The following is a 17,445-nucleotide window of genomic DNA, read 5'->3' on the forward strand; positions in this document are numbered from 1 at the left end:
GGACCGGGGATCAGCTTCCGGTCAGCAGCCGTCGTACGACGTATCCGGCGGAGTCCACGCCCGAGCTGCCCCCTTCGACGAGCGCCGCGACCGAGATCCGGGAGTCGTAGGCGGTCAGCCAGCCGTTGGTGTGGTCCCCCTCTTCGGCGGTGCCGGTCTTGGCCCCGACGCCCGGGAGTCCGCCGAGGCGCGGAGCCGCCGTACCGCTGGTGGCGACGCCCCGCATCATCGACTGGAGGTAGCCGGCCGTGCGGGCCGGGATCGGCCGGGGCGCGCTCTGCTGGTGCTGTCCGGGGAGGATGACCGGCTGCTCGAAGCCGCCGTTGCGGACGGTCGCCGCGACGGACGCCATGACCAGCGGAGTGGCCGTGACCTTGCCCTGGCCGATGAACTGGGCCGCCTGGTCGCCGCCTTGGGCGTCCGGCGGGACGCTCGGATCGGTGGTGGCGATCCCGCCGCCGATGGACCAGCCGCCCAGGCCGAAGACGTTCACGGCCTCGTCGTGCAGCGCGGAGGCGTCACCTTCGTGGACCAGATAGTGGAACCCGTCCTTGACGAACGAGGTGTTGCACGACACCGTGAACGCCTGGCCGAGCGTGGCCCCCGGATCGGGCCGGACGCCCGGGTCGTTGTGGAACAGCTGGCTGTTGGCCATCAGCGAGTCCGTGCACGGCGCCGGGCTGTCCGGCGTGAGGCCCGCCTGGTCGAAGAGGGCCGCCGCCGTGACGATCTTCATCGTGGAGCCGGGTGACTTGATGCCGTTGATGGCGATGTCGCCGTCGGCGCCGCTGTGCGCGACGGCGAGGATGCCGCCGGTGCGCCAGTCGAGCGCCACGGTTCCGGCGGGCTTGCCCTGGAGGCGGGTGTCCTGCACCGCGCTCTCGGCCAGTGCCTGGAGCTTGGCGTCGATGGTGGTCCTGATCACCGGGGTGCGCCCCCTGGTGAACACCCGCACCGTCTGCACGGCCCCGCCCTCGCCGTCGACCACGGCCACGCCCGTCTCGGCGCTGCCACCCGTGGGCTCGGCGTTCTTGCGCAGCGTCGCCGTGATGTCCCGCAGGGAGGGGAAGGCGGACAGGTCGGTCGTACCGTCGCTCGCGACCACCTTCGCCGCGTCCGGGTCGGCCGGCAGCCTGCCCGCGATCAGCGACTGGCCGTCGCTCATGCCCGGATACAGCACCGAGTTGTTCCAGTGCACCGCGAGGACGCCTTGGGTGCTCTTCAGGACCGCGACCGCGCTGGAGTAGGTCCACGTGCCGCCCGCCACCTGGGCCATGACGTCGAAGGTGACCTTGGTGGCGCCCGGCGTCACCGCCGACGGCCCCACGGCGGCGATGTGGTCGAACGCCAGCTTCTTCAGCCGCAGACCGTCGGCGTAGCCGCGCAACGCCCGTGCGGCGGCGTCCGGTACGTCGGTGTCGCTCGCGGCACCCTCGACGTGCTGCTGGGACCAGCTGCCCAGGAACGCCCGTGCCAGCTTCACCGACTCCGCACCCGAGGGCGGCGTGTCCGACAGCCGCGACGCGTCGAACGTGTCCCCCGCCGTGGGCTGCGCGCCACCCGCGGAACCAGAGGTCAGGCCATGCAGAAGGTTGTACGTGCCGAGTCCCCCCAGAGCGAGCAGCGCGGTGCAGGTACCGGCGAGGCCGATCTTCACAGCTCTGTTCATGCGCCGGATCGTATGTACGTTCCATGCAGTTCCGTGCCGGACTTCGGCAGATCGTTATCGGAACGTCAAGCTCTGGCCTGCCTCGCCGGTGGCCCGCGACAGACATCGGATGAGCACCCGAGAAGCCGCACGGAAGCCATTGACAGCCACCCGTGGGATCCCTACGTTCCGCGGCATACCCGGTGTTTCGATGAGTCGTCAGGCTGGGGAGACCTCCGAGGACTTCACAGCCGGAGAGACTGCGCGACACCATGACCACTGCGCGTCCAGGCCCTGGTGTGCACCAGGCTGCGACCGTGTGGCACGAGGGCTCGTCCTCGGGGAAGGGCTGCGCGGCAGCATGGGGAGCCCGGCGCCGACAGGATCCGCTTCACCGTCCAGCACGGCCGAGTCCAGGACCACCGGCCCGAAATCCGGCAGCGGCTGGGGCACCTGCCGGCTGCGGGTCGGGCATCTGACACCCGATCCGGTCGGCGCCATCACCGCCGTCGACCGGCGCCTCAGCCTGTACGACGCCGAGCCGACCGGCACCGTCACCACCACCGTCGGCACACTCACCCTCCGCGCCCTCATCCACGACGAGGTCTTCGCCGCGCGCGTCACCGGGCTGCACCGCCAACCCGGCCTGGACGACCCGCACCACCGCCGACGGCACCGAGCAGGTACTGCAGCCACTGACCGGCGGCGGCCAGACCGCGACATCGTCCACTTCGGTCCCGGCCCGACCTCGTCATCGTGCCCGTCGGCGTCAACGAGCCGGGTCCGGCCTGGGGCCTGCCGTAGCCCGAGGCCCGGCCGCCCGCCGGTCGGCCACGCGAACAACACGCCGGTGCGCTACGCCTGACCGCCCGAGGCCACGGCCCTCAGCTCGTCCAGCGACTCGTGTGTCAGTTCCGCCATCGCGCGCTCCTCGCCCTCGGCGATCCAGCGCTCGAAGGCGACCTTGAAGACGGCGACGCCCGCCTCGGCGGCCAGGCTCGCGGTCGGTTCGGCCACACCCCGGCGGCGCAGGGTGCCCGCCAGGGCGGCCGCCAGCGAGGCGAGCTTGACCAGCTCGCGCTCCCGCAGTTCGGCGTTCGCCGTGATGACCGCCTGCCGGGTGCGCGCGAATTCCCGCCGGTCGGCGAACATCTCGGCGGCGGCGTCCAGCCCGCGCGCCAGCGCGTCGAGCGGCGAGGCGGAGTGCGGGGCGTCCATGACGGCGGTCACGAACAGGTTCTCCAGCTCATCGGAGCCGGCGAACAGCACTTCACGCTTGTCGGCGTAGTGCCGGAAGAAAGTCCGCTCCGTGAGCCCGGCCCGTTTGGCGATCTCCGCCACCGTGGTCTGTTCGTACCCACGCTCGCCGTACAGCTCCAGTGCCGCCTTCGCGAGGCGTCCGCGCGCGTCCGGCTCCCATCTGCCCATGCGCCGCATCCTACGTGATGACAGCGACTGACATCGAGTGTACCGTCTATGACAGTCACTGACATCGACTCTCTGGGGTTTCCCATGCGCATCTTCGTGACCGGCGCCTCCGGCTGGATCGGATCCGCCCTCGTTCCCGAACTCCTCGACGCCGGACACCAGGTCGTCGGGCTCGCCCGCTCCGAGGCCTCCGCCGCGGCGCTCACCGAGGCCGGCGCCGGTGTCGTCCGCGGCACCATCGACGACCTGGACGTCCTGCGGGAGGCGGCCGCCGCCTCCGACGGGGTGGTCCACCTGGCCTTCAAGCACGACATCGCCTTCTCCGGCGGCTTCCAGGACGCCGCCGAGGCCGACCGCCGCGCCGTCGACACCTTCGGCAAGGTCCTGGCCGGCAGCGACCGTCCCTTGGTCCTCGCCTCCGGCGTGGCCGGTCTCAAGCCCGGCCAGGTGGCGACGGAACGGGACATGCCGAACCTCGACGGCTCACCGATGTCGGTGCGGGCGGCGACCTCCCTGGCGGTGCTCGACCTCGCCTCGCACGGCATCCGCTCGTCCGTGGTCCGGCTGTCCCCGACCTGCCACGGCGAGGGGGACAACGGATTCATGGCGTCCCTGGTCGCCGTCGCCCGCGACCAGGGTGCCTCCGGCTACGTCGGCGACGGCACCAACCGCTGGCCGGCCGTGCACCGCCTCGACGCCGCCCGCCTGTTCCGCCTGGCCGTCGAGAAGGCACCCGCCGGCTCGGTCCTGCACGGCGCCGCCGAGGAGGGCGTCACCATCGGCGAGGTCGCCGAGGTGATCGGCCGCCACCTCGGTGTGCCGGTGACCTCCGTGGCCCCTGAGGCCGCGGCCGAGCACTTCGGCTGGATCGGGTCCTTCATCGCGCTCGACGCCCCGATGACGAGCACCCACACCCGTGAGCTGCTCGGCTGGGAGCCGACCCGGCCGGGCCTCCTGGACGACCTCGACAAGGGCCACTACTTCCGCACCCCGGCCGCCACCGCCTGACCGGCACCTCCCCGGCATCCGCCACCCGGCGGGGAGCGGTATTCCGCCACCCGGCGCGGAACGGTATGTGTCCGGTCCGCCTGCCCTCGGACCTGTCCCGCACCCGTGCCCACCCCGTCGGGAAACGACCACGGCGGCGGGTGGGGGCGAGCCACCCCGGTGGCTCGCCCCCCCCCCGCCGCCGCACCCTCCTTCGCCCTCCGTGCCTCGGCCGTCACGTGCATTGACCGGCCGGCAGGCCCGACTCGCCGACGCCGGGCAGGTCGTGACCCTGACCCGGCGGGATGCGGTGCGGCCATGTGCGTGCCGTACCGGGCCCACCTCTCCCGCGCCGCCCGGGACGGCCGTTCGCCGAGCGGGTTCAGATGTCCGGGGCAGCGAGCGAGGCCTGGCCGGTGTCGCGCAGGATGCGGTCGACCGTCCGCGTCAGGGAACTCCCGGCGTCGACGACCGTCTCCGCTCCTCCGGGCAGCAGACCGCGTGGCCGGTACCAGTCCCGCAGGTCGGCCTCGTCCACCTGGTCGGCGACCTGTGTGGTCGCGTGGCGGGCGAGGGTCTCGGCGAACGGTACGTCGAGGTAGTAGCCGTGGGTCGGCCCACGGTGGCCGGTCCGCAGCCGGGCGGGCATGTCGCCGTAGCGGTCGGCGTCGAGGATGCCCTCCACGGCGACGTGATAGCCGGCGTCCAGGGCATAGCGGGCGACGGTGGCGATCAGACCGATGTTCGCCGCACCCGGCCGGTCGCGTTCCCGCAGCACGATCCGGCGCAGGTCGCCCTGCGCGACCAGCGCGAGACCGCGCCCGAACCGGTCACGGACGGCGGCCGCGGCGGACGACTTCCCCGAGGCGCTGTCGCCGCGCAGCACGATCCGGCGGGTGTGTGCGCCGCCGACTCCCATTCCCGGCAGGCTACCGCCACGGAAGACCGACGGGCCGGGATTCGGTGCGGCTCACACGGCGGGACACACGACGCTTCCGGCTCACTCGGGGTGCGGCCGGGGCCCGCTGTGCGGCGGCGCGGTGGCGTTCAACAGCCGGAGGTAGGCATCGAGTTGCGCGGCCGCGCGGACCATCGCGAGGCCCTGGGCGGTGAGTTTGCGCTGCCAGTCGTCCAGGGAGGCGGCCAGCGCGTCCGTGCCGCCCGCGGTCCGGATCCGCCGGACCACCGCCGCGATGTGGTCGAGCGGATAGCCCCCGCGGCGGAGCAGGTGCGTCAGCTCGGCGTCGCGGATGTCGGCGGCGTCGAAGACGCGGTAGCCGGTGGCCGGGTCCCTTCCGGGACCGAGGATGCCGGCCTCCTCCCAGCTGCGCACGGTCGCCGGTGTGACACCGAGCCGGTGCGCGAGTTCCCCGACGGTCCGGCCGCCCTGTGCCGGCGAAGACGCCGGTGCCGTGCCGGAGGCGGCGCTCAGGTGGTCCACCGCCCGGCGCACCGCGTCGAGGGTGTCCCGGTCGCGGAGCACCTGGCTGTGCCCCCGGTCGATGATCGCCAGGGCGTCGTCGAGCGCCCCCTGGTGCAGCGCGTTCATGATCCGGCCGCCCGCCGCGTGCCCGTACGCCGGGACGAGCGCGAGGAAGGCACGCAGTGCGACGGCGTGCACCTCGGTGTAGACGCGGTAGCCGCTCGGCGTGCGCTCCGCGGGAGGGAGGAACCCGTCGCGCTCGTAGTTGCGGACCGCCTGGGTCGAGATGCCGTGCTCGCGGGCGAGGTCGGTAGGTCGCAAGGTGCTCACCGGTTGAGACTCTGCCGGAGGACTCCGGGGAACAGCGGGCATGGAATCGGCTGAAGTCTCAACCGGCCTTTCAAGGATACGCTTGAAGCCCATGACCCAGGACATCCGAGACTTCGTGACCCCCTCGTGCGACCTCCTTGCGCTGGGGGAGCCCACACACCGGGAACCCGCCTTCGGACGGGTGCGCAACGAGCTGTTCGCACGGCTCGTCGAGCACGGCTTCAGGTCCATCGCCCTGGAGACCGACCGCGTGGCCGCGCTCGCCGTGAACGACTACGTCCAGGGAGGAACCGGCGGCCTGGACGCCCTGCTGCGCGACGGCTTCTCGCACGGCTTCGGCGCGTCGGCCCCGAACCGGCGACTGATCACCTGGATGCGGGACCACAACCGGCACCGGCCGCCGCGGGACCGGCTGGCCTTCCACGGCTTCGACATCCCGACGGAGAGCTACAGCGCGCCCAGCCCGCGCCCCTACCTCGAACACACCCGCGCCTATCTGGGTCTCGACCTCGACCTCACCGGCCTCGCCGGGGACGACGAACGGTGGAGCCGCGTGGAGGCGGTCCTGGACCCGGCCATGTCACCCGGGGCGACGGCGCAGGCCGGGACACTGCGCCTGATCGGCGACGACATGCTGGCCACGCTCTACACCCGCGCACCCGAACTGATGGAGGCCACCTCGCGCGAGCGGTGGCACACGGCGCGGATCCATCTCACCGCGGGCCTCGGCCTGCTCAGCTACCACCACCAGTCGGCCACCCAGCCCGCCGACCGCGGCCCCCGGGTCGCCGCCCTGGCAGCCACCCGGGACGCCCTCATGGCCCGGAACCTGCTGGACATCCGGGAGATCGAGGCCGGGCGCGGGGCCACCCTGGTCTTCGCGCACAACCTCCATCTGCGGCGCGACCGCTGCCGCTGGCGCCAGGGCGACACGGGCGCCGACTGGTGGGGGGCCGGCTCCGTCGTGGCGCGGCTGCTCGGCGAGCGGTACCGCTTCGTCGCGGGAAGCCTCGGCCGCAGCGGCCCCCTCGCTCTCGGCGATCCCGGGCCGGACACCTACGAGGGTCTGCTGCAGGGCCGCCTCCCCGTCTGGGGCCTGGCCGCACCCGGCACGCTCGGCCCCGCCCGCACCCGCAACCACGCCACCGCGCCGCTGGGCTACTTCCCGCTCGACCGGGCCACGCTGGACACCGCCGACGCGATCCTCCACATCGGCGACGGCGAGGCCGCGGCTCGGTCATGAGGCCCGCTCGGCCCCGTACTGTGGGCGCATGACCGGCGAGACCGATCTGCGCAGACTGCTCAGCGGCATGCGTCCGGAGCTGAATCCGGGGCGCTATGTCTTCACCATGGCGCAGGGCGGTGTGCCCTCCGGAGTCAGCCCGGTGGTGACGGTCGCCGAACAGGAGGGCCTCACCCTGGTGGTGCCGCAGGCCGACGCGGACGCGGCGGGTATGGCGTACGACTATGCGGCCGGGTGGATCACCCTGCGCGTGCACTCCGCGCTCGCGGCGGTCGGCCTGACCGCGGCCGTCTCCCGCGCCCTCGCCGAGGCGGACCTCAGCTGCAACGTCGTCGCCGGTTTCCACCACGACCACCTCTTCGTGCCCTACGAGCAGGCCGAGCGGGCGGTCGAGGTGCTCCGGCGGCTGGCGGACGAGTCCGCCTGAACGGCGGGGCCTCGCCGCGGCCTCAGCGCAGGCCGAGACACGGCAGCCAGGCCCGTGAGGCGCCGTGTGCCGTGGTGAGGAGGGCGCACAGCACCCCCGCCGCCCCGCTGAGCAGTCCCCTGTTCTGCGCGCCGAGACGGTCCAGTTCGGGCAGGCGGTCCAGCAGGTGGGCGAGCAGTCGCGCCTTCAGTTCGGCCGCCGCGGGCAGGTGTGCGTGGACGTCGAAGGCGTCGGCCGCGGCCAGCACGCCCGCCGCGCCGTGGCACAGCCCCAGGACGTCGCCCGGCCGGTCGCCGAAGAGGTGGAAGGTCTCGTCGTAGCGCTGGGCGAGCGTGGCGAAGGCCCCGGCGGCCCAGGCGGCCGCGTCCCGGTCGCCCAGCGCGTCGGCCGCGTCCCACAGGGCCCAGGACACTCCTGGTGTGCCGTAGCACCAGGCCTGGCGGGCGCGGGGTCCGGTGGGCGACGGGCCGTCGAGCCCGGCACCGTCCCAGCTGCGGATGGCGCGGCGTCGACGAAGGACTGCCGGGTCAGCCACCCGGTCGCACGGCGCAGGGCACGGGTGAGGTCCGGGCGGGGGCCCAGGTGGCGGACGGCGGCGGTGAGCGCGGCGACGACCCCGGCCGTGCCGTGCCCCATACCGGTGTTGACGCGTCCGTCCAGCCAGTCGAGGTGGGGATGTCCGCCGTAGCCGGCCGTGCGCAGGCGCGGCAGGTCGTCCGCGTCGCACAGCGCCGCGAGATGGCCGGCGAACGGCTCCAGTTCGGCCGGTGAGGGCTTGGCCGCGACGCACAGCGCGAGCAGCAGGCCGGACGGTCCGAGGATCACGTCGTAGTCGGGGAAGGAGACATGTTCGCGGCGCCAGCCGCGCGTCGGCGCCAGGCGGACCAGTTGGTCGCGCAACCGGTCGGCGACCGGGTGCAGTTGCGGGTGCAGCCGAGCGCCCAGGCGCAGGCCCACCAGGGTTCCGGCCAGCCCGCCGTCGTAGAGCCCGCAATGGCCCGGCCCCCGCCCCGCGGTGCGGGCCCACACGGCCACCGCGCCGCCCGCCCTCGCCGTGGTTTCCGGCTCCCCCGTCTCGTGCGACAGGGCGGCCAGGACGGGGATTCCGGGGTCGCAGGGATGCTCCGCGAACGTTCCCCCGTCACCCGTGCCGGCGGACCATGTCTCCAAGAGCCGGCCGGCGAGTGCCATGACGGCCGTGCCGGTGTTCTCCGTGTGCTCGGTGTGCTCGGCGTCGTGGGTGCCTCGGGGCATGGGCATCTCCTCGTCAGGTGCGGAGCTGACGGCGCCCCGGGCCGCGCGACCAGCGGGGCGCGGAACACGGCTGCTGCGGGCCCGGAGACGGGGCTTCCCCCGCAGCCGGAGCAGCGGCCCGAGGACCCGGCCGGCGCCCGCCCGGACGGGATCGGAAGGGGCCGGGCGGGGCGCCGGTACGGCGCTCCCATGCCGCGATCGCTCACTGCATGAGACCATCGGGATCAGGCCTCGGGGCACCCTGGCCGCGCCCTGGGGCCGTCACGGAATGGGTACTGACGGACCGTCAGCCGCCGCAGATGACCACCGTGTCACAGATGATGATCGTGCAGAGACCGCTGCAGCCCTCGCTGTCCGCCGCTGCCGCCGGCAGACTGGTCTCGGTGATCCGGGCGTCCAGGTCGCCGATGAGAGCGTCGAGATCCGAGAGGTGCGTGATTCCGGGCATTGCTGTCCTCCTTCAAGGACGGGTTGGGTGTTGAGCCGCCCCGGAGGCGACCCGCCCACGCGGGACGGGCGCTGCGGGGACGTCTGGGGTGCCGCACAGTGCGGCTGCGGCCAGCGCGGCGAGGTCCTCGGCGCTCCGGTCACACGGAAGTCTCAGCAGCAGTTGGGAGGCCACGGCGGCACCCTCGTGCAGCGGGTCGCGCAGCGGGAGCTGCCCGGGGGCCGGAAGCATCTCCTCCACAAGGAGTTCCGGGCCGGGATGGTGGGCGCAGATCCGCTCCAGCAGATACAGGGCGGTCAGCGCCTCGAAGTCCACGGGCACCGGCTTGGCCTGGGGCACGGCTCGTACGAAGGCGAAGCGGGGCAGTCCGGTGGAGTGCCGCAGGGCGGCGAGCGCGCGCGCCCTGGCCAGGTCGGTGTCGCCGGGCCGCCACAGGCGGGCTCGCGGCACGCGCCACAGGGCGGGGCTGACGACCAGTTCTCCGCCGGCGGTCACGCGGGGCAGCCGGGTGGTGCCGGGAAAGGCCTCGGACAGCCCGTCCAGCCGGATCACCCGCGAGGCGGCGGGGTGGCCGGCGGCCAGCAGCAGCCGGACGAGGACGTCGTACGGGGGCAGGGGCGAGCGGGTGGCGTGGTGGACGGGCAGGATGCGCCGCCCGTCGGCCTCGGCGATCACCTGCGGGCCGATGCGGCGCAGTGTGATGCGGTCCAGCGGCAGATAGCGGGCGGAGGAGCCGGCCGGTCCGTGGTACGGCCCGGGGTCCGGGTCTGCCGTCCACCACTCGGTGACGACGGGGCGTCGTACGGCGTTGGCGGCGCGCTCGGCGAGCGGGGGCACCAGCAGTTCGACGAACCGGGCGCCGGTCAGCCGCTCCACGGCGGCGAGGAAGGCCCGGTAGCCGTCCGGCCCGGCGTAGCTGCCGTACAGGGTGTGCAGCGCGTCGGCGAACCGGGCGTCCAGGATGCCCGCGGGTGAGGCTGTCTCCAGCACGGCGACCGGTCCGGGGCCGGGCAGGGGGCGTAACAGGCAGTCCAGTGGCCAGGCCGGCAGCGCCGTCCGGGCCGGTGGTGCGCCGAGGGTGTCCAGCAGGGTCTCGTCCAGGTCGAGCTGTTCCTCGCCGGCGTGGGCCGTCAGATGGGCCAGCAGCCGGGCGTAGCCGGAGCCCGCGGTCTCGGCCGGATGCCAGCCGGCGTACCGACGTGAGGTGCGCGGGGCCGGGGCCGTGCCCTCCGGAAGGTTGCGGGCGAGGATCTCGCCGAGAGGGCGCGGCCGTTCGTCGAGCGCCGCGGTCTCCGGGAGCAGCGGGCGGGCCTGGGGTGCGGTCGACCGGTCCGCGTCGCGCAGCAGGGCCAGCCGGCCGGCGATCCGCAGCCCGCGCTGCACCCGCTCGACGGCCGCGCCGGGCACGGCGGCCGAGACCGTGCGGTACGAGTCGATGAACCACGCGTCGGCCGCACCGGCCGGCGCGGCCTGGGCGGGGGCGCTGTCCGGCCGGGGCCGGATCGAACCGTGCTCGGGCCTCTGCGGGGGTGCGGTCCCGGGCTCGGCGGGGCCGCACCCGCTCAGCGGTACGGCGCCGGCGGTGGGCGGGGAGGCGTGGCGCGGGGAGGCGTGGCGCGGGGTGATCGGTGCCGGGGCGGGACGGGGCAGGGCGTTTCGTTCACGAACCGTCTGGGCGGGCACCCATGCCGTGCTGCGCCGGCGCGGGGCCGCGCAGACCTGGAGTACGCCGAGTTCGGCCAGGTGGGCCAGGAAGCCGCGCAGCACGGCCGGTCCCGGATCGGCCGCCCGGATCGCGGCGGTGCCGAGCAGTGCCGTCTCGATATCACCCAACCTCCTTGGTCTGTCGGCGAGTTGGGCGAGCACCGCGTCCAGCGGCCGGGTGCGGCGCAGGACGACCTGCCGCATCCTGTCGCGTCGGTGCGGGTCGATCACCCAGCAGCGCAGCACCCCTGTGCCGGTGTCCGTGCCGTCGCCGGACCGGGCGAGGAAGTGCAGCGGCGCGGGGGCGAGGAAGGTCGTGCGGTCCGCTGCCCTGAGGTCCAGGGCGCCGAGTCTGCCGCGCAGCATGTGGACGTTCTCCACCGCCTCGGCGGCCAGCGCGCCGAGCGCCGTACCGGGTGCGATGAGCGGGGTGCTGGCGCGATCCTCGCTGTCGCCGGTGGCTGCCGTGGCGACCGGCATCTGGACGACCTGACCGGCCCAGCCGCGCGGGGTGGTCTTCGCGGCGGCCCGGCCCAGGGCCCGCCACAGGTACGCCGCGCGCTTGCGCAGCTGCCCGTTCCAGGACTCGCCCTCGGCCAGCCGCCGCACGATGTCCTCGGCCACCCCGGGGGCCGCCTCCTGCAGGAACGCCCGCATGACCGGGCTTGCACCCACCAGTGACCAGCCCAGCTCGCCCACCCGGACGCGCTCCGCCGCGACGGCCCGCTCCAGCTCGCGCAGGGCCTGCTGCGCCGACTCGGCGTCACGGCATAGCCGGACGGCCTCGGCCGCGAGGTCACCGGCGGCGGGCAGGTCCTCCAGCAGCCGGCAGTCCGCCGGGCGCGGAGCCGTGCCGGCGTGCAGCCGGCGGCGCAGGGCCAGGACCGCGCGCCGGTCGGCGGTGGTCAGCGAGGGGTGGGGTACGACGGTGACGCCGAGCCCTTCGGCCAGCGCGCGGGCGTCTCCGGCGCGCCGTTCGCCGTCGCGGGCGTGTTCGGTGAGACGGGCGAACAGCTCGGGGTTGCCCGCCGCCGTCCAGGCCTCCAGGGGCATCCCGGCGACTCGCAGCAGCGCCGTGCCGCCCAGCATCGGGGTGTCACTCATCTCGGCACCTCCCGTCGCCGGCGAGGGCGTGGGTCAGCAGGCTCTGCCGGCCGAGGGAGAGCCGTCCGCGGTTCCAGTGGAAGATGACGTAGTAGGCCGCGGCGCGGCGGGGGCCGACGATCGCGTCCCCGGACTCGAAGTACCCGGTGCGCCACCGCTCGGCGCCCCGGCGCACCGCTTGCGCGTGCGCCTCGAAGACCGATCGAGGCCCGTCGGGCAGCGGAGCGAGCAGCGCACCGGGACCGGCGCGCCAGGCGTCGAGGATGCCGGCGGCGGCCCGTCGGGTGTCCGCGTCGAGGCCCGCGCCCAGCCTGCGCCCGGTCTCGTCGCGCACCACCTCCCACACTCCCCGGTGCTCCCAGCCGACGACGCCGAGCCCGTCGAGGAGTTCGTCCAGCAGCGCCAGCGACAACCGCCAGTCGGCGAGGGTCCCCGGACCGCCGTGGGTGTGGTGGTCGAGCCAGGCGAGCGAGTCCGCGGTGAACAGCTCGTGCACGAGCCGCATGGACCGCGGACCGCCGAAGAGATAGGTCTCCGGCTCGTACACCCCGCAGACCGGGGCGGCGGCCTGCCCGTCCAGGGCGCTCACGCGGCGCAGCAGCTCCGACCGCAGCAGGCCGTGCTCCGGCTCGCGGGCCTCGAACCGGACGCGCAGGCCGGGCGGCTTGTGCATGAAGAAGAAGGAACCCACCGTGCCGGAGTCGATGAGGTCGCGGGCCGCGGCCGCGAGGAGGCGGTATGTCTGGTGCCAGGCCGAGGCGCGGGGGGCGAGATTGACCTGGACCCAGCCCGTCTCGGGCGCGGTCGCACGGAGGGCGGACAGGCCGGCCGTCACAAACGTACGACGGGCCGCTGCGTACGCGGGCCCCTCGGAGACGATGGGCACGGTGCCGAGCGAAATGGCGCGTGCGTCCCGGAGACAATCGGCCAACAGGTCTTCGACCTCCACTGTGCTCCTTCTCCCGGGCGTCCGTTGACTGGGCCGGAGCGAATATCCGCTCCTGTCATCGGAATTCCGCAGTGACGTCCACCTGAAAAACGGACGGCAATTCTTCATATGATCAACGGGGTTACGCCTGGTGCGTACAGGGTGCGTGCCGCGCCGAAGGCGCACGCCGCGCGTCAATTCGGGGGCGTCGGGTCGGTCACGCCGCCGGGCATGGATCCCGGCCTTGACCTTGCCCCGGAGGGCAAGGTTTAGCGTGGAGCGAGGTGAGCGGCATGAAGATCAGTGAGCTGGCGCGCCGGTCCGGCGTGACGACCAAAGCGGTGCGGTACTACGAGTCGCTGGGGTTGATCACGCCCGAGCGTCTCGCCAACGGCTACCGGGACTACCAGGAGGACGACGTACGCCTCGTGCGGGAGATCAGGGCACTGCACCGCCTGGGAATTCCCGTCGCGCGCACGCGGCCCTTCCTGGAGTGCCTGGCGGCAGGGCGCGCGTACGCGGACGACTGCCCCGCCTCGCTGGCGACCTATCGCGAGGCCATCGACGAGCTGACCGACCGCATCGAGGCCCTGACCGCCCGCCGTACGACGCTGATCACCAGCCTGAACGCCGCCGCCCACCGCGGCAGCACCGTCGTACCGCCCGAGGGGAACGGGACCGCGGCAGACACCTGTACGACCCTGCCGCCGGGCCTGCCCGTCCCCGAGGACGACGGCGCGACGGATCACCTGCCCGGCACGGCCGTGCCCCGGCTCACCCTGCGCGACACGGCCGGCCGGGCGGTCCGCCTGGACGGACTCGGGCCACGCCGCACGGTCGTCTATGTCTATCCCCTCACCGGCCGCCCCGGCACCGATCTGCCCGAGGGCTGGAACTCCATTCCCGGAGCCCGTGGTTGCACACCCGAGGCATGCGGCTTCCGTGACCACTTCCAGGACCTGCTGGAAGCCGGTGCCGGCCGGGTGTACGGGCTGTCCAGCCAGGACAGCCCGTACCAGAGCGAGGTCGTGGAGCGCCTCGGGCTGCCCTTCGACATGCTCTCCGACCCCGCCTTCGCCCTGGCCGACGCGCTGGGCCTGCCCACGTTCGAGGCCGAGGGGAGGCGGCTGTTCACACGGCTGACACTCGTGGTCCGGGACGGCGTGATCGAGCATGTCTTCCATCCGGTCTTCCCACCGGACGAACACGCCGAGGAGGTCCTGACCTGGCTGCGCGCACACCCGATGCAGCGAGCGGCCACCGGCTCCCTCCCATGAGTGTCCCCTGCCCCCGACTCCGGCCAACCGACCGACCGAAAGGCCCCGCCCGTGTACGTCCCCAAGCCCTTCGCACCCGACGACGCCACCGTCCGTGACCTGCTGGCCGGCCTCGGAGCGGCCGACCTGGTCACCATGACGCCGCGGGGCCTGGAGGCCACCCTGCTGCCCTTCGAGTACGACCCGGACGCGGGTCGACACGGCTCTCTGATCGGCCACATGGCGCGCGCGAACGGCCACTGGCGGGAGCCGGTGCGGGGCGAGGCCATGGTGATCGTCCACGGGCCGCAGGCCTATGTCTCGCCCACCTGGTACGCGACGAAGGCCGAGCATCACCGAGTGGTCCCCACCTGGAACTATGTCATCGCGCACGTGTACGGGCAGCTGGTCGTGCACGACGATCCCGCCTGGATCGAGGCCCAACTGCGCCGTCTCACCGACCGGCACGAGGCCGGCTCGGCCGAGCCCTGGTCCGTCGACGAGGCACCGGCGAAGTTCTTCGAGGGGCAGGTGCGCGCGGTCGTCGGCGTCGAGGTCGTCATCAGCCGGATCGAGGCCAAGGCCAAGCTCAGCCAGAACCAGCCCGAGCGCAATGTCGAAGGGGTCATGGCCGGCCTGGAGGCGCGCCGGCGGGGCGATGACGTGGCGGTCGCCGCCGCCGTGCGCGCCCATGGCCGGCACACCCCCGCCTCCTGACCGCCACGCCCCGCCCGCCGGGGACCTCAGTGGTCGTCGGCCGCCGGACCGGGCATCGGCGCGCGGACCATGAAGACATCCACCGGGTCCTCGGACTCGGCCCGGAAGCCGTGCCGCTCGTACAGCCGCCGGGCCCGGCTGCCGCGCAGCACGTTCAGCCGGACCGGAACACGCGCGCCGTCGCAGCGCTCCAGCAGCGTCCTCAGCACGGCCGAGCCGATGCCCCGGCCCTGCAGAGCCGGGTCCAGGTAGAAGTGCTCCAGCCAGTGAGCGTCCGGCGCCGGGCGCAGCGCCACACTGCCGACCGGCGCGCCCGCCACCTCCACCACCCAGGTGTGCGCCGGGGCGAACCCGTCGCGCAGCCGCTGCCGCACCCGCTGCTCGTCGTAGCGCCCCAGGCGTTCCAGGTCCGCCCTGAGCACCAGGGCCCGCAACTCGGCCACCGCCTCGACGTCCGCGGGCGTCGCCCGCCGGGTCCGCCAGTCAGCCATGACGGCGGTGCGGTCGGCCGTGAAGGAACGCGAGGACGGCCGACCGGAACCGGTCCGGGTCGTCCAGCCACGGGAAGTGCCCGGCTCCGGGTTGTACGACGAGTTCGGCGTGCGGGAACAGGGCGGCGAACTCGGCTGTCACGGGCGGCGGGGCGCCGGGGTCGACCTCCCCGGCGAGCAGCAGCACGGGCCCTTCGAAACGGGCGAGCGCCGCGCGGGTGGCGTCGGGGTCGAAGGCACCCTCGGCGCCGAAGGCGGCGACCACCGCGCGGTTCGTCTGTTCGTTCTCCGCCGCCTTGTGCGCCCGGGCCGCCTCGTCCCAGCGGCCGTACGAAAAGGGCGCGATGGCCTGGAAGTTCTCGGCGGTGGCGGCGCCCGCGCCGATGGCCTCAAGCGCCGCGAAAGCGGCAGGGAACCACGGTTCGTCCCGGCGGGGCAGTACGGTCTCGCGCCGCAGCCCGTCGCTGATCGGCAGACCGACGGCCCGGACACTCGGGGTGATGAGGGCGAGTCTGCCGATGCGTCGGTGGTGACGGTCCAGGTACTGCACGGCGATGTTCGCGCCCGCGCTGTGCGCGAGCACGTCCATCCGCTCCAGACCGAGGTGTGTGCGCAGGGCCTCCACGTCGGCGACGAGGCGGTCGCACCGGCAGGAGGCGATGTCCCGGGGCGTCGCGGACCGGCCGGTGCCCCTCGGGTCCAGTCGTATCAGTGTGCGGTGTGCGGACAGTCCGCCCAGGTCACCGAGGTAGGTCGACTGTTGCGGGCCGCCGGGCAGGCACACCACGGGCTCGCCGTCGCCGGAGACACGGTAGGCCAGCTCGGTGCCGTCGTAGGAGGTGAAGGATCCCATGGCAGACAGTGTGCGGACCGCGCCGCACCCCGGCCATCGGATTGTGCCGCGCCGGGTCCCGCGCCTCCTCCGCGCCGCTGAGAATTGGCTGAACACATGAACGGCGGCTGCGGCACATCTTGTTGGCGCGTAGTGTATGAGCTTCACTCGGCGCAACGCACAGGTTTCACTCAGCAGAAAACAGGCCGACCCACCCGTATCATCCATGTGTTGTGCGTGCTTGAAGCGCAACTCCCGCTCCCCGCCTTCCGGTGTCGGCCTCGAGGAGCGGCACATCACCGTCGGACACGGAGGAACAGATGTCTGAGAACACCACACCCGTCACCGAGTTGACCTCGCAGTACGTCAGCCAGGTGGCCAACGACCTGGAGAACAACGTCAAGGAGCAGGACCGCATCACCGCGGAAATCGCGGCGCTCCAGCAGCAGTTGGCCTCCCTCCAGCACGACCACGGTGTGCTGGTGAACATGCGGCAGGCGCTCGGAATCAGCGCCCCGGCCGACGCACCTGCCGCGCCCGGGGGCGCCGTGGTGCCCGCGCCGCGCAAGAAGAGCACGGCCGCCTCCAGCGCGGGCAAGGCCCCGAAGAAGACGAGCACGCCGGAGCCCGAGCCCAAGAAGCGTGTCGCCAAGAAGCCCGTGGCGAAGAAGGCCGCGCCGAAGGCGTCCACCGCCAAGGCGTCCACGTCGAAGGCGTCCGCCGAGAAGGCGCCGACGGCGAAGAAGGCGGCTCCGCAGGCCGCTCAGCCCACGCTCGTCGAACTGGTCCGCCGCCACCTGACGGACCAGAAGGAGCCCCGCTCCGCGGCGGAGGTCGCCGAGGCGCTCGGCAAGGCGCACCCCGACCGGGAGATCCAGACCAAGGTCATCCGCACGACGCTGGAGAACCTGGTCGCCCGCAACGCCGCCCAGCGCAGCAAGCAGGGCACGTCCGTCTTCTACACCGTCGCCGCCCCCGCCGAGCCCGCGACGGCGAGCGAGGCGGACACCAAGCCGGAGAGTGCCGAGTAGCCCATGACCGCATCGGTCACATCCCTGCCGTCCTGACCGTGCCGCCCGGGCGTCGAAGAAGTGTCACCGATCGCTCGGGACCGGTCGTCGACGGCACCGTCGGCTGCCGCCGTGGACGGGGCGGCGGTCCATCGTGTCGTCCGTGCACCACACCCGTGGTTCGCACGTGGCCGACAGCACCGGCCGGGCGTGAT

General features: G+C 73.6%; 17 protein-coding genes. 7 read left to right on the plus strand and 10 right to left on the minus strand.

All coding sequences use genetic code 11. From position 1 onward, the window contains the following. Positions 1–10: 10 nt before the first annotated feature. Entirely contained in the window at positions 11–1,669 is a 1,659-nt protein-coding gene (locus ACZ60X_RS15960; RefSeq protein WP_469598505.1) for a penicillin-binding transpeptidase domain-containing protein, read from the minus strand. A 298-nt stretch (positions 1,670–1,967) separates the two neighbouring features. Here ACZ60X_RS15960 and ACZ60X_RS15965 point away from each other — a divergent pair, with 298 nt between their 5' ends. Then, positions 1,968–2,513, plus strand: coding sequence for a hypothetical protein (locus ACZ60X_RS15965; protein WP_469598507.1), 546 nt, complete (start codon positions 1,968–1,970; stop codon positions 2,511–2,513). On the opposite strand, the gene ACZ60X_RS15970 is transcribed toward ACZ60X_RS15965, so the two are convergent. Beyond that, complete coding sequence (locus ACZ60X_RS15970; protein WP_469598509.1) at positions 2,504–3,076, minus strand: TetR/AcrR family transcriptional regulator; 573 nt, start codon at positions 3,074–3,076, stop codon at positions 2,504–2,506. The genes ACZ60X_RS15965 and ACZ60X_RS15970 overlap by 10 nt on opposite strands. 84 nt (positions 3,077–3,160) lie before the next feature. On the opposite strand from ACZ60X_RS15970, the gene ACZ60X_RS15975 reads away from it, so the two are divergent. Beyond that, on the plus strand, positions 3,161–4,084 hold the full coding sequence (locus ACZ60X_RS15975; RefSeq protein ID WP_469598511.1) for an SDR family oxidoreductase: 924 nt from the start codon (positions 3,161–3,163) through the stop codon (positions 4,082–4,084). Positions 4,085–4,445: 361 nt separating this feature from the next. Here the strand turns inward: ACZ60X_RS15975 and ACZ60X_RS15980 are convergent, their stop codons facing one another. Both ACZ60X_RS15980 and ACZ60X_RS15985 read right to left on the minus strand, forming a co-directional pair. After that, the gene (locus tag ACZ60X_RS15980; protein ID WP_469598513.1) at positions 4,446–4,982 is read right to left on the minus strand and encodes a P-loop NTPase family protein; all 537 of its coding nucleotides are present in this window, start codon (positions 4,980–4,982) and stop codon (positions 4,446–4,448) included. Positions 4,983–5,063: 81 nt separating this feature from the next. Continuing rightward, on the minus strand, positions 5,064–5,816 hold the full coding sequence (locus ACZ60X_RS15985) for a TioE family transcriptional regulator (RefSeq protein ID WP_469598515.1): 753 nt from the start codon (positions 5,814–5,816) through the stop codon (positions 5,064–5,066). A 91-nt stretch (positions 5,817–5,907) separates the two neighbouring features. Here ACZ60X_RS15985 and ACZ60X_RS15990 point away from each other — a divergent pair, with 91 nt between their 5' ends. Beyond that, complete coding sequence (locus ACZ60X_RS15990) at positions 5,908–7,059, plus strand: erythromycin esterase family protein (RefSeq protein WP_469598518.1); 1,152 nt, start codon at positions 5,908–5,910, stop codon at positions 7,057–7,059. A 28-nt stretch (positions 7,060–7,087) separates the two neighbouring features. Then, on the plus strand, positions 7,088–7,486 hold the full coding sequence (locus ACZ60X_RS15995; protein WP_469598520.1) for an ACT domain-containing protein: 399 nt from the start codon (positions 7,088–7,090) through the stop codon (positions 7,484–7,486). A 22-nt stretch (positions 7,487–7,508) separates the two neighbouring features. Here ACZ60X_RS15995 and ACZ60X_RS16000 read toward each other — a convergent pair whose 3' ends face one another. From ACZ60X_RS16000 to ACZ60X_RS16015, 4 genes are all read right to left on the minus strand, one after another. Beyond that, complete coding sequence (locus tag ACZ60X_RS16000; RefSeq protein WP_469598522.1) at positions 7,509–8,021, minus strand: lanthionine synthetase LanC family protein; 513 nt, start codon at positions 8,019–8,021, stop codon at positions 7,509–7,511. Positions 8,022–9,026: 1,005 nt separating this feature from the next. Continuing rightward, positions 9,027–9,188 carry a hypothetical protein gene (locus ACZ60X_RS16005; protein ID WP_469598525.1) on the minus strand — a complete coding sequence of 54 codons (162 nt, stop codon included), beginning with the start codon at positions 9,186–9,188 and terminating at the stop codon, positions 9,027–9,029. 12 nt (positions 9,189–9,200) lie between these two features. Beyond that, positions 9,201–11,996, minus strand: coding sequence for a lantibiotic dehydratase (locus ACZ60X_RS16010; protein WP_469598527.1), 2,796 nt, complete (start codon positions 11,994–11,996; stop codon positions 9,201–9,203). Then, a complete protein-coding gene (locus ACZ60X_RS16015) occupies positions 11,989–12,882 on the minus strand; it encodes a thiopeptide-type bacteriocin biosynthesis protein (protein WP_469598529.1) in 894 nt (297 codons plus the stop codon). The genes ACZ60X_RS16010 and ACZ60X_RS16015 overlap by 8 nt, the downstream gene beginning before the upstream one ends. 335 nt (positions 12,883–13,217) lie before the next feature. Between ACZ60X_RS16015 and ACZ60X_RS16020 the strand changes: the two genes are divergently transcribed. Both ACZ60X_RS16020 and ACZ60X_RS16025 read left to right on the plus strand, forming a co-directional pair. Continuing rightward, complete coding sequence (locus tag ACZ60X_RS16020) at positions 13,218–14,201, plus strand: MerR family transcriptional regulator (protein WP_469598531.1); 984 nt, start codon at positions 13,218–13,220, stop codon at positions 14,199–14,201. A gap of 51 nt (positions 14,202–14,252) precedes the next feature. Continuing rightward, positions 14,253–14,897 (plus strand): FMN-binding negative transcriptional regulator, encoded by a 645-nt coding sequence (locus ACZ60X_RS16025; protein ID WP_469598533.1) that lies wholly within the window; start codon positions 14,253–14,255, stop codon positions 14,895–14,897. 26 nt (positions 14,898–14,923) lie between these two features. Here ACZ60X_RS16025 and ACZ60X_RS16030 read toward each other — a convergent pair whose 3' ends face one another. Both ACZ60X_RS16030 and ACZ60X_RS16035 read right to left on the minus strand, forming a co-directional pair. Then, positions 14,924–15,388: a GNAT family N-acetyltransferase gene (locus tag ACZ60X_RS16030; RefSeq protein WP_469598535.1), complete on the minus strand. Its 465-nt coding sequence runs from the start codon at positions 15,386–15,388 to the stop codon at positions 14,924–14,926. Continuing rightward, positions 15,381–16,241: an alpha/beta fold hydrolase gene (locus ACZ60X_RS16035; RefSeq protein ID WP_469598537.1), complete on the minus strand. Its 861-nt coding sequence runs from the start codon at positions 16,239–16,241 to the stop codon at positions 15,381–15,383. The genes ACZ60X_RS16030 and ACZ60X_RS16035 overlap by 8 nt, the downstream gene beginning before the upstream one ends. A 299-nt stretch (positions 16,242–16,540) precedes the next feature. Between ACZ60X_RS16035 and ACZ60X_RS16040 the strand changes: the two genes are divergently transcribed. Continuing rightward, positions 16,541–17,251 carry a BlaI/MecI/CopY family transcriptional regulator gene (locus ACZ60X_RS16040; protein ID WP_469598539.1) on the plus strand — a complete coding sequence of 237 codons (711 nt, stop codon included), beginning with the start codon at positions 16,541–16,543 and terminating at the stop codon, positions 17,249–17,251. Positions 17,252–17,445 lie beyond the last annotated feature (194 nt).

This window comes from Streptomyces sp. NPDC104106 (assembly GCF_055584345.1).

What these genes read in the sequence shown, in the direction of transcription:
- ACZ60X_RS16035 (WP_469598537.1), bottom strand. Translation starts at nt 16,241, where the DNA reads ATGGGATCCTTCACCTCCTACGACGGCACCGAGCTGGCCTACCGTGTC.
- ACZ60X_RS15970 (WP_469598509.1), bottom strand. Translation starts at nt 3,076, where the DNA reads ATGGGCAGATGGGAGCCGGACGCGCGCGGACGCCTCGCGAAGGCGGCA.
- ACZ60X_RS15975 (WP_469598511.1), top strand. Translation starts at nt 3,161, where the DNA reads ATGCGCATCTTCGTGACCGGCGCCTCCGGCTGGATCGGATCCGCCCTC.
- ACZ60X_RS16040 (WP_469598539.1), top strand. Translation starts at nt 16,541, where the DNA reads ATGTCTGAGAACACCACACCCGTCACCGAGTTGACCTCGCAGTACGTC.
- ACZ60X_RS15990 (WP_469598518.1), top strand. Translation starts at nt 5,908, where the DNA reads ATGACCCAGGACATCCGAGACTTCGTGACCCCCTCGTGCGACCTCCTT.
- ACZ60X_RS16030 (WP_469598535.1), bottom strand. Translation starts at nt 15,388, where the DNA reads ATGGCTGACTGGCGGACCCGGCGGGCGACGCCCGCGGACGTCGAGGCG.
- ACZ60X_RS16010 (WP_469598527.1), bottom strand. Translation starts at nt 11,996, where the DNA reads ATGAGTGACACCCCGATGCTGGGCGGCACGGCGCTGCTGCGAGTCGCC.
- ACZ60X_RS16020 (WP_469598531.1), top strand. Translation starts at nt 13,218, where the DNA reads ATGAAGATCAGTGAGCTGGCGCGCCGGTCCGGCGTGACGACCAAAGCG.
- ACZ60X_RS15995 (WP_469598520.1), top strand. Translation starts at nt 7,088, where the DNA reads ATGACCGGCGAGACCGATCTGCGCAGACTGCTCAGCGGCATGCGTCCG.
- ACZ60X_RS15960 (WP_469598505.1), bottom strand. Translation starts at nt 1,669, where the DNA reads ATGAACAGAGCTGTGAAGATCGGCCTCGCCGGTACCTGCACCGCGCTG.
- ACZ60X_RS16005 (WP_469598525.1), bottom strand. Translation starts at nt 9,188, where the DNA reads ATGCCCGGAATCACGCACCTCTCGGATCTCGACGCTCTCATCGGCGAC.
- ACZ60X_RS15980 (WP_469598513.1), bottom strand. Translation starts at nt 4,982, where the DNA reads ATGGGAGTCGGCGGCGCACACACCCGCCGGATCGTGCTGCGCGGCGAC.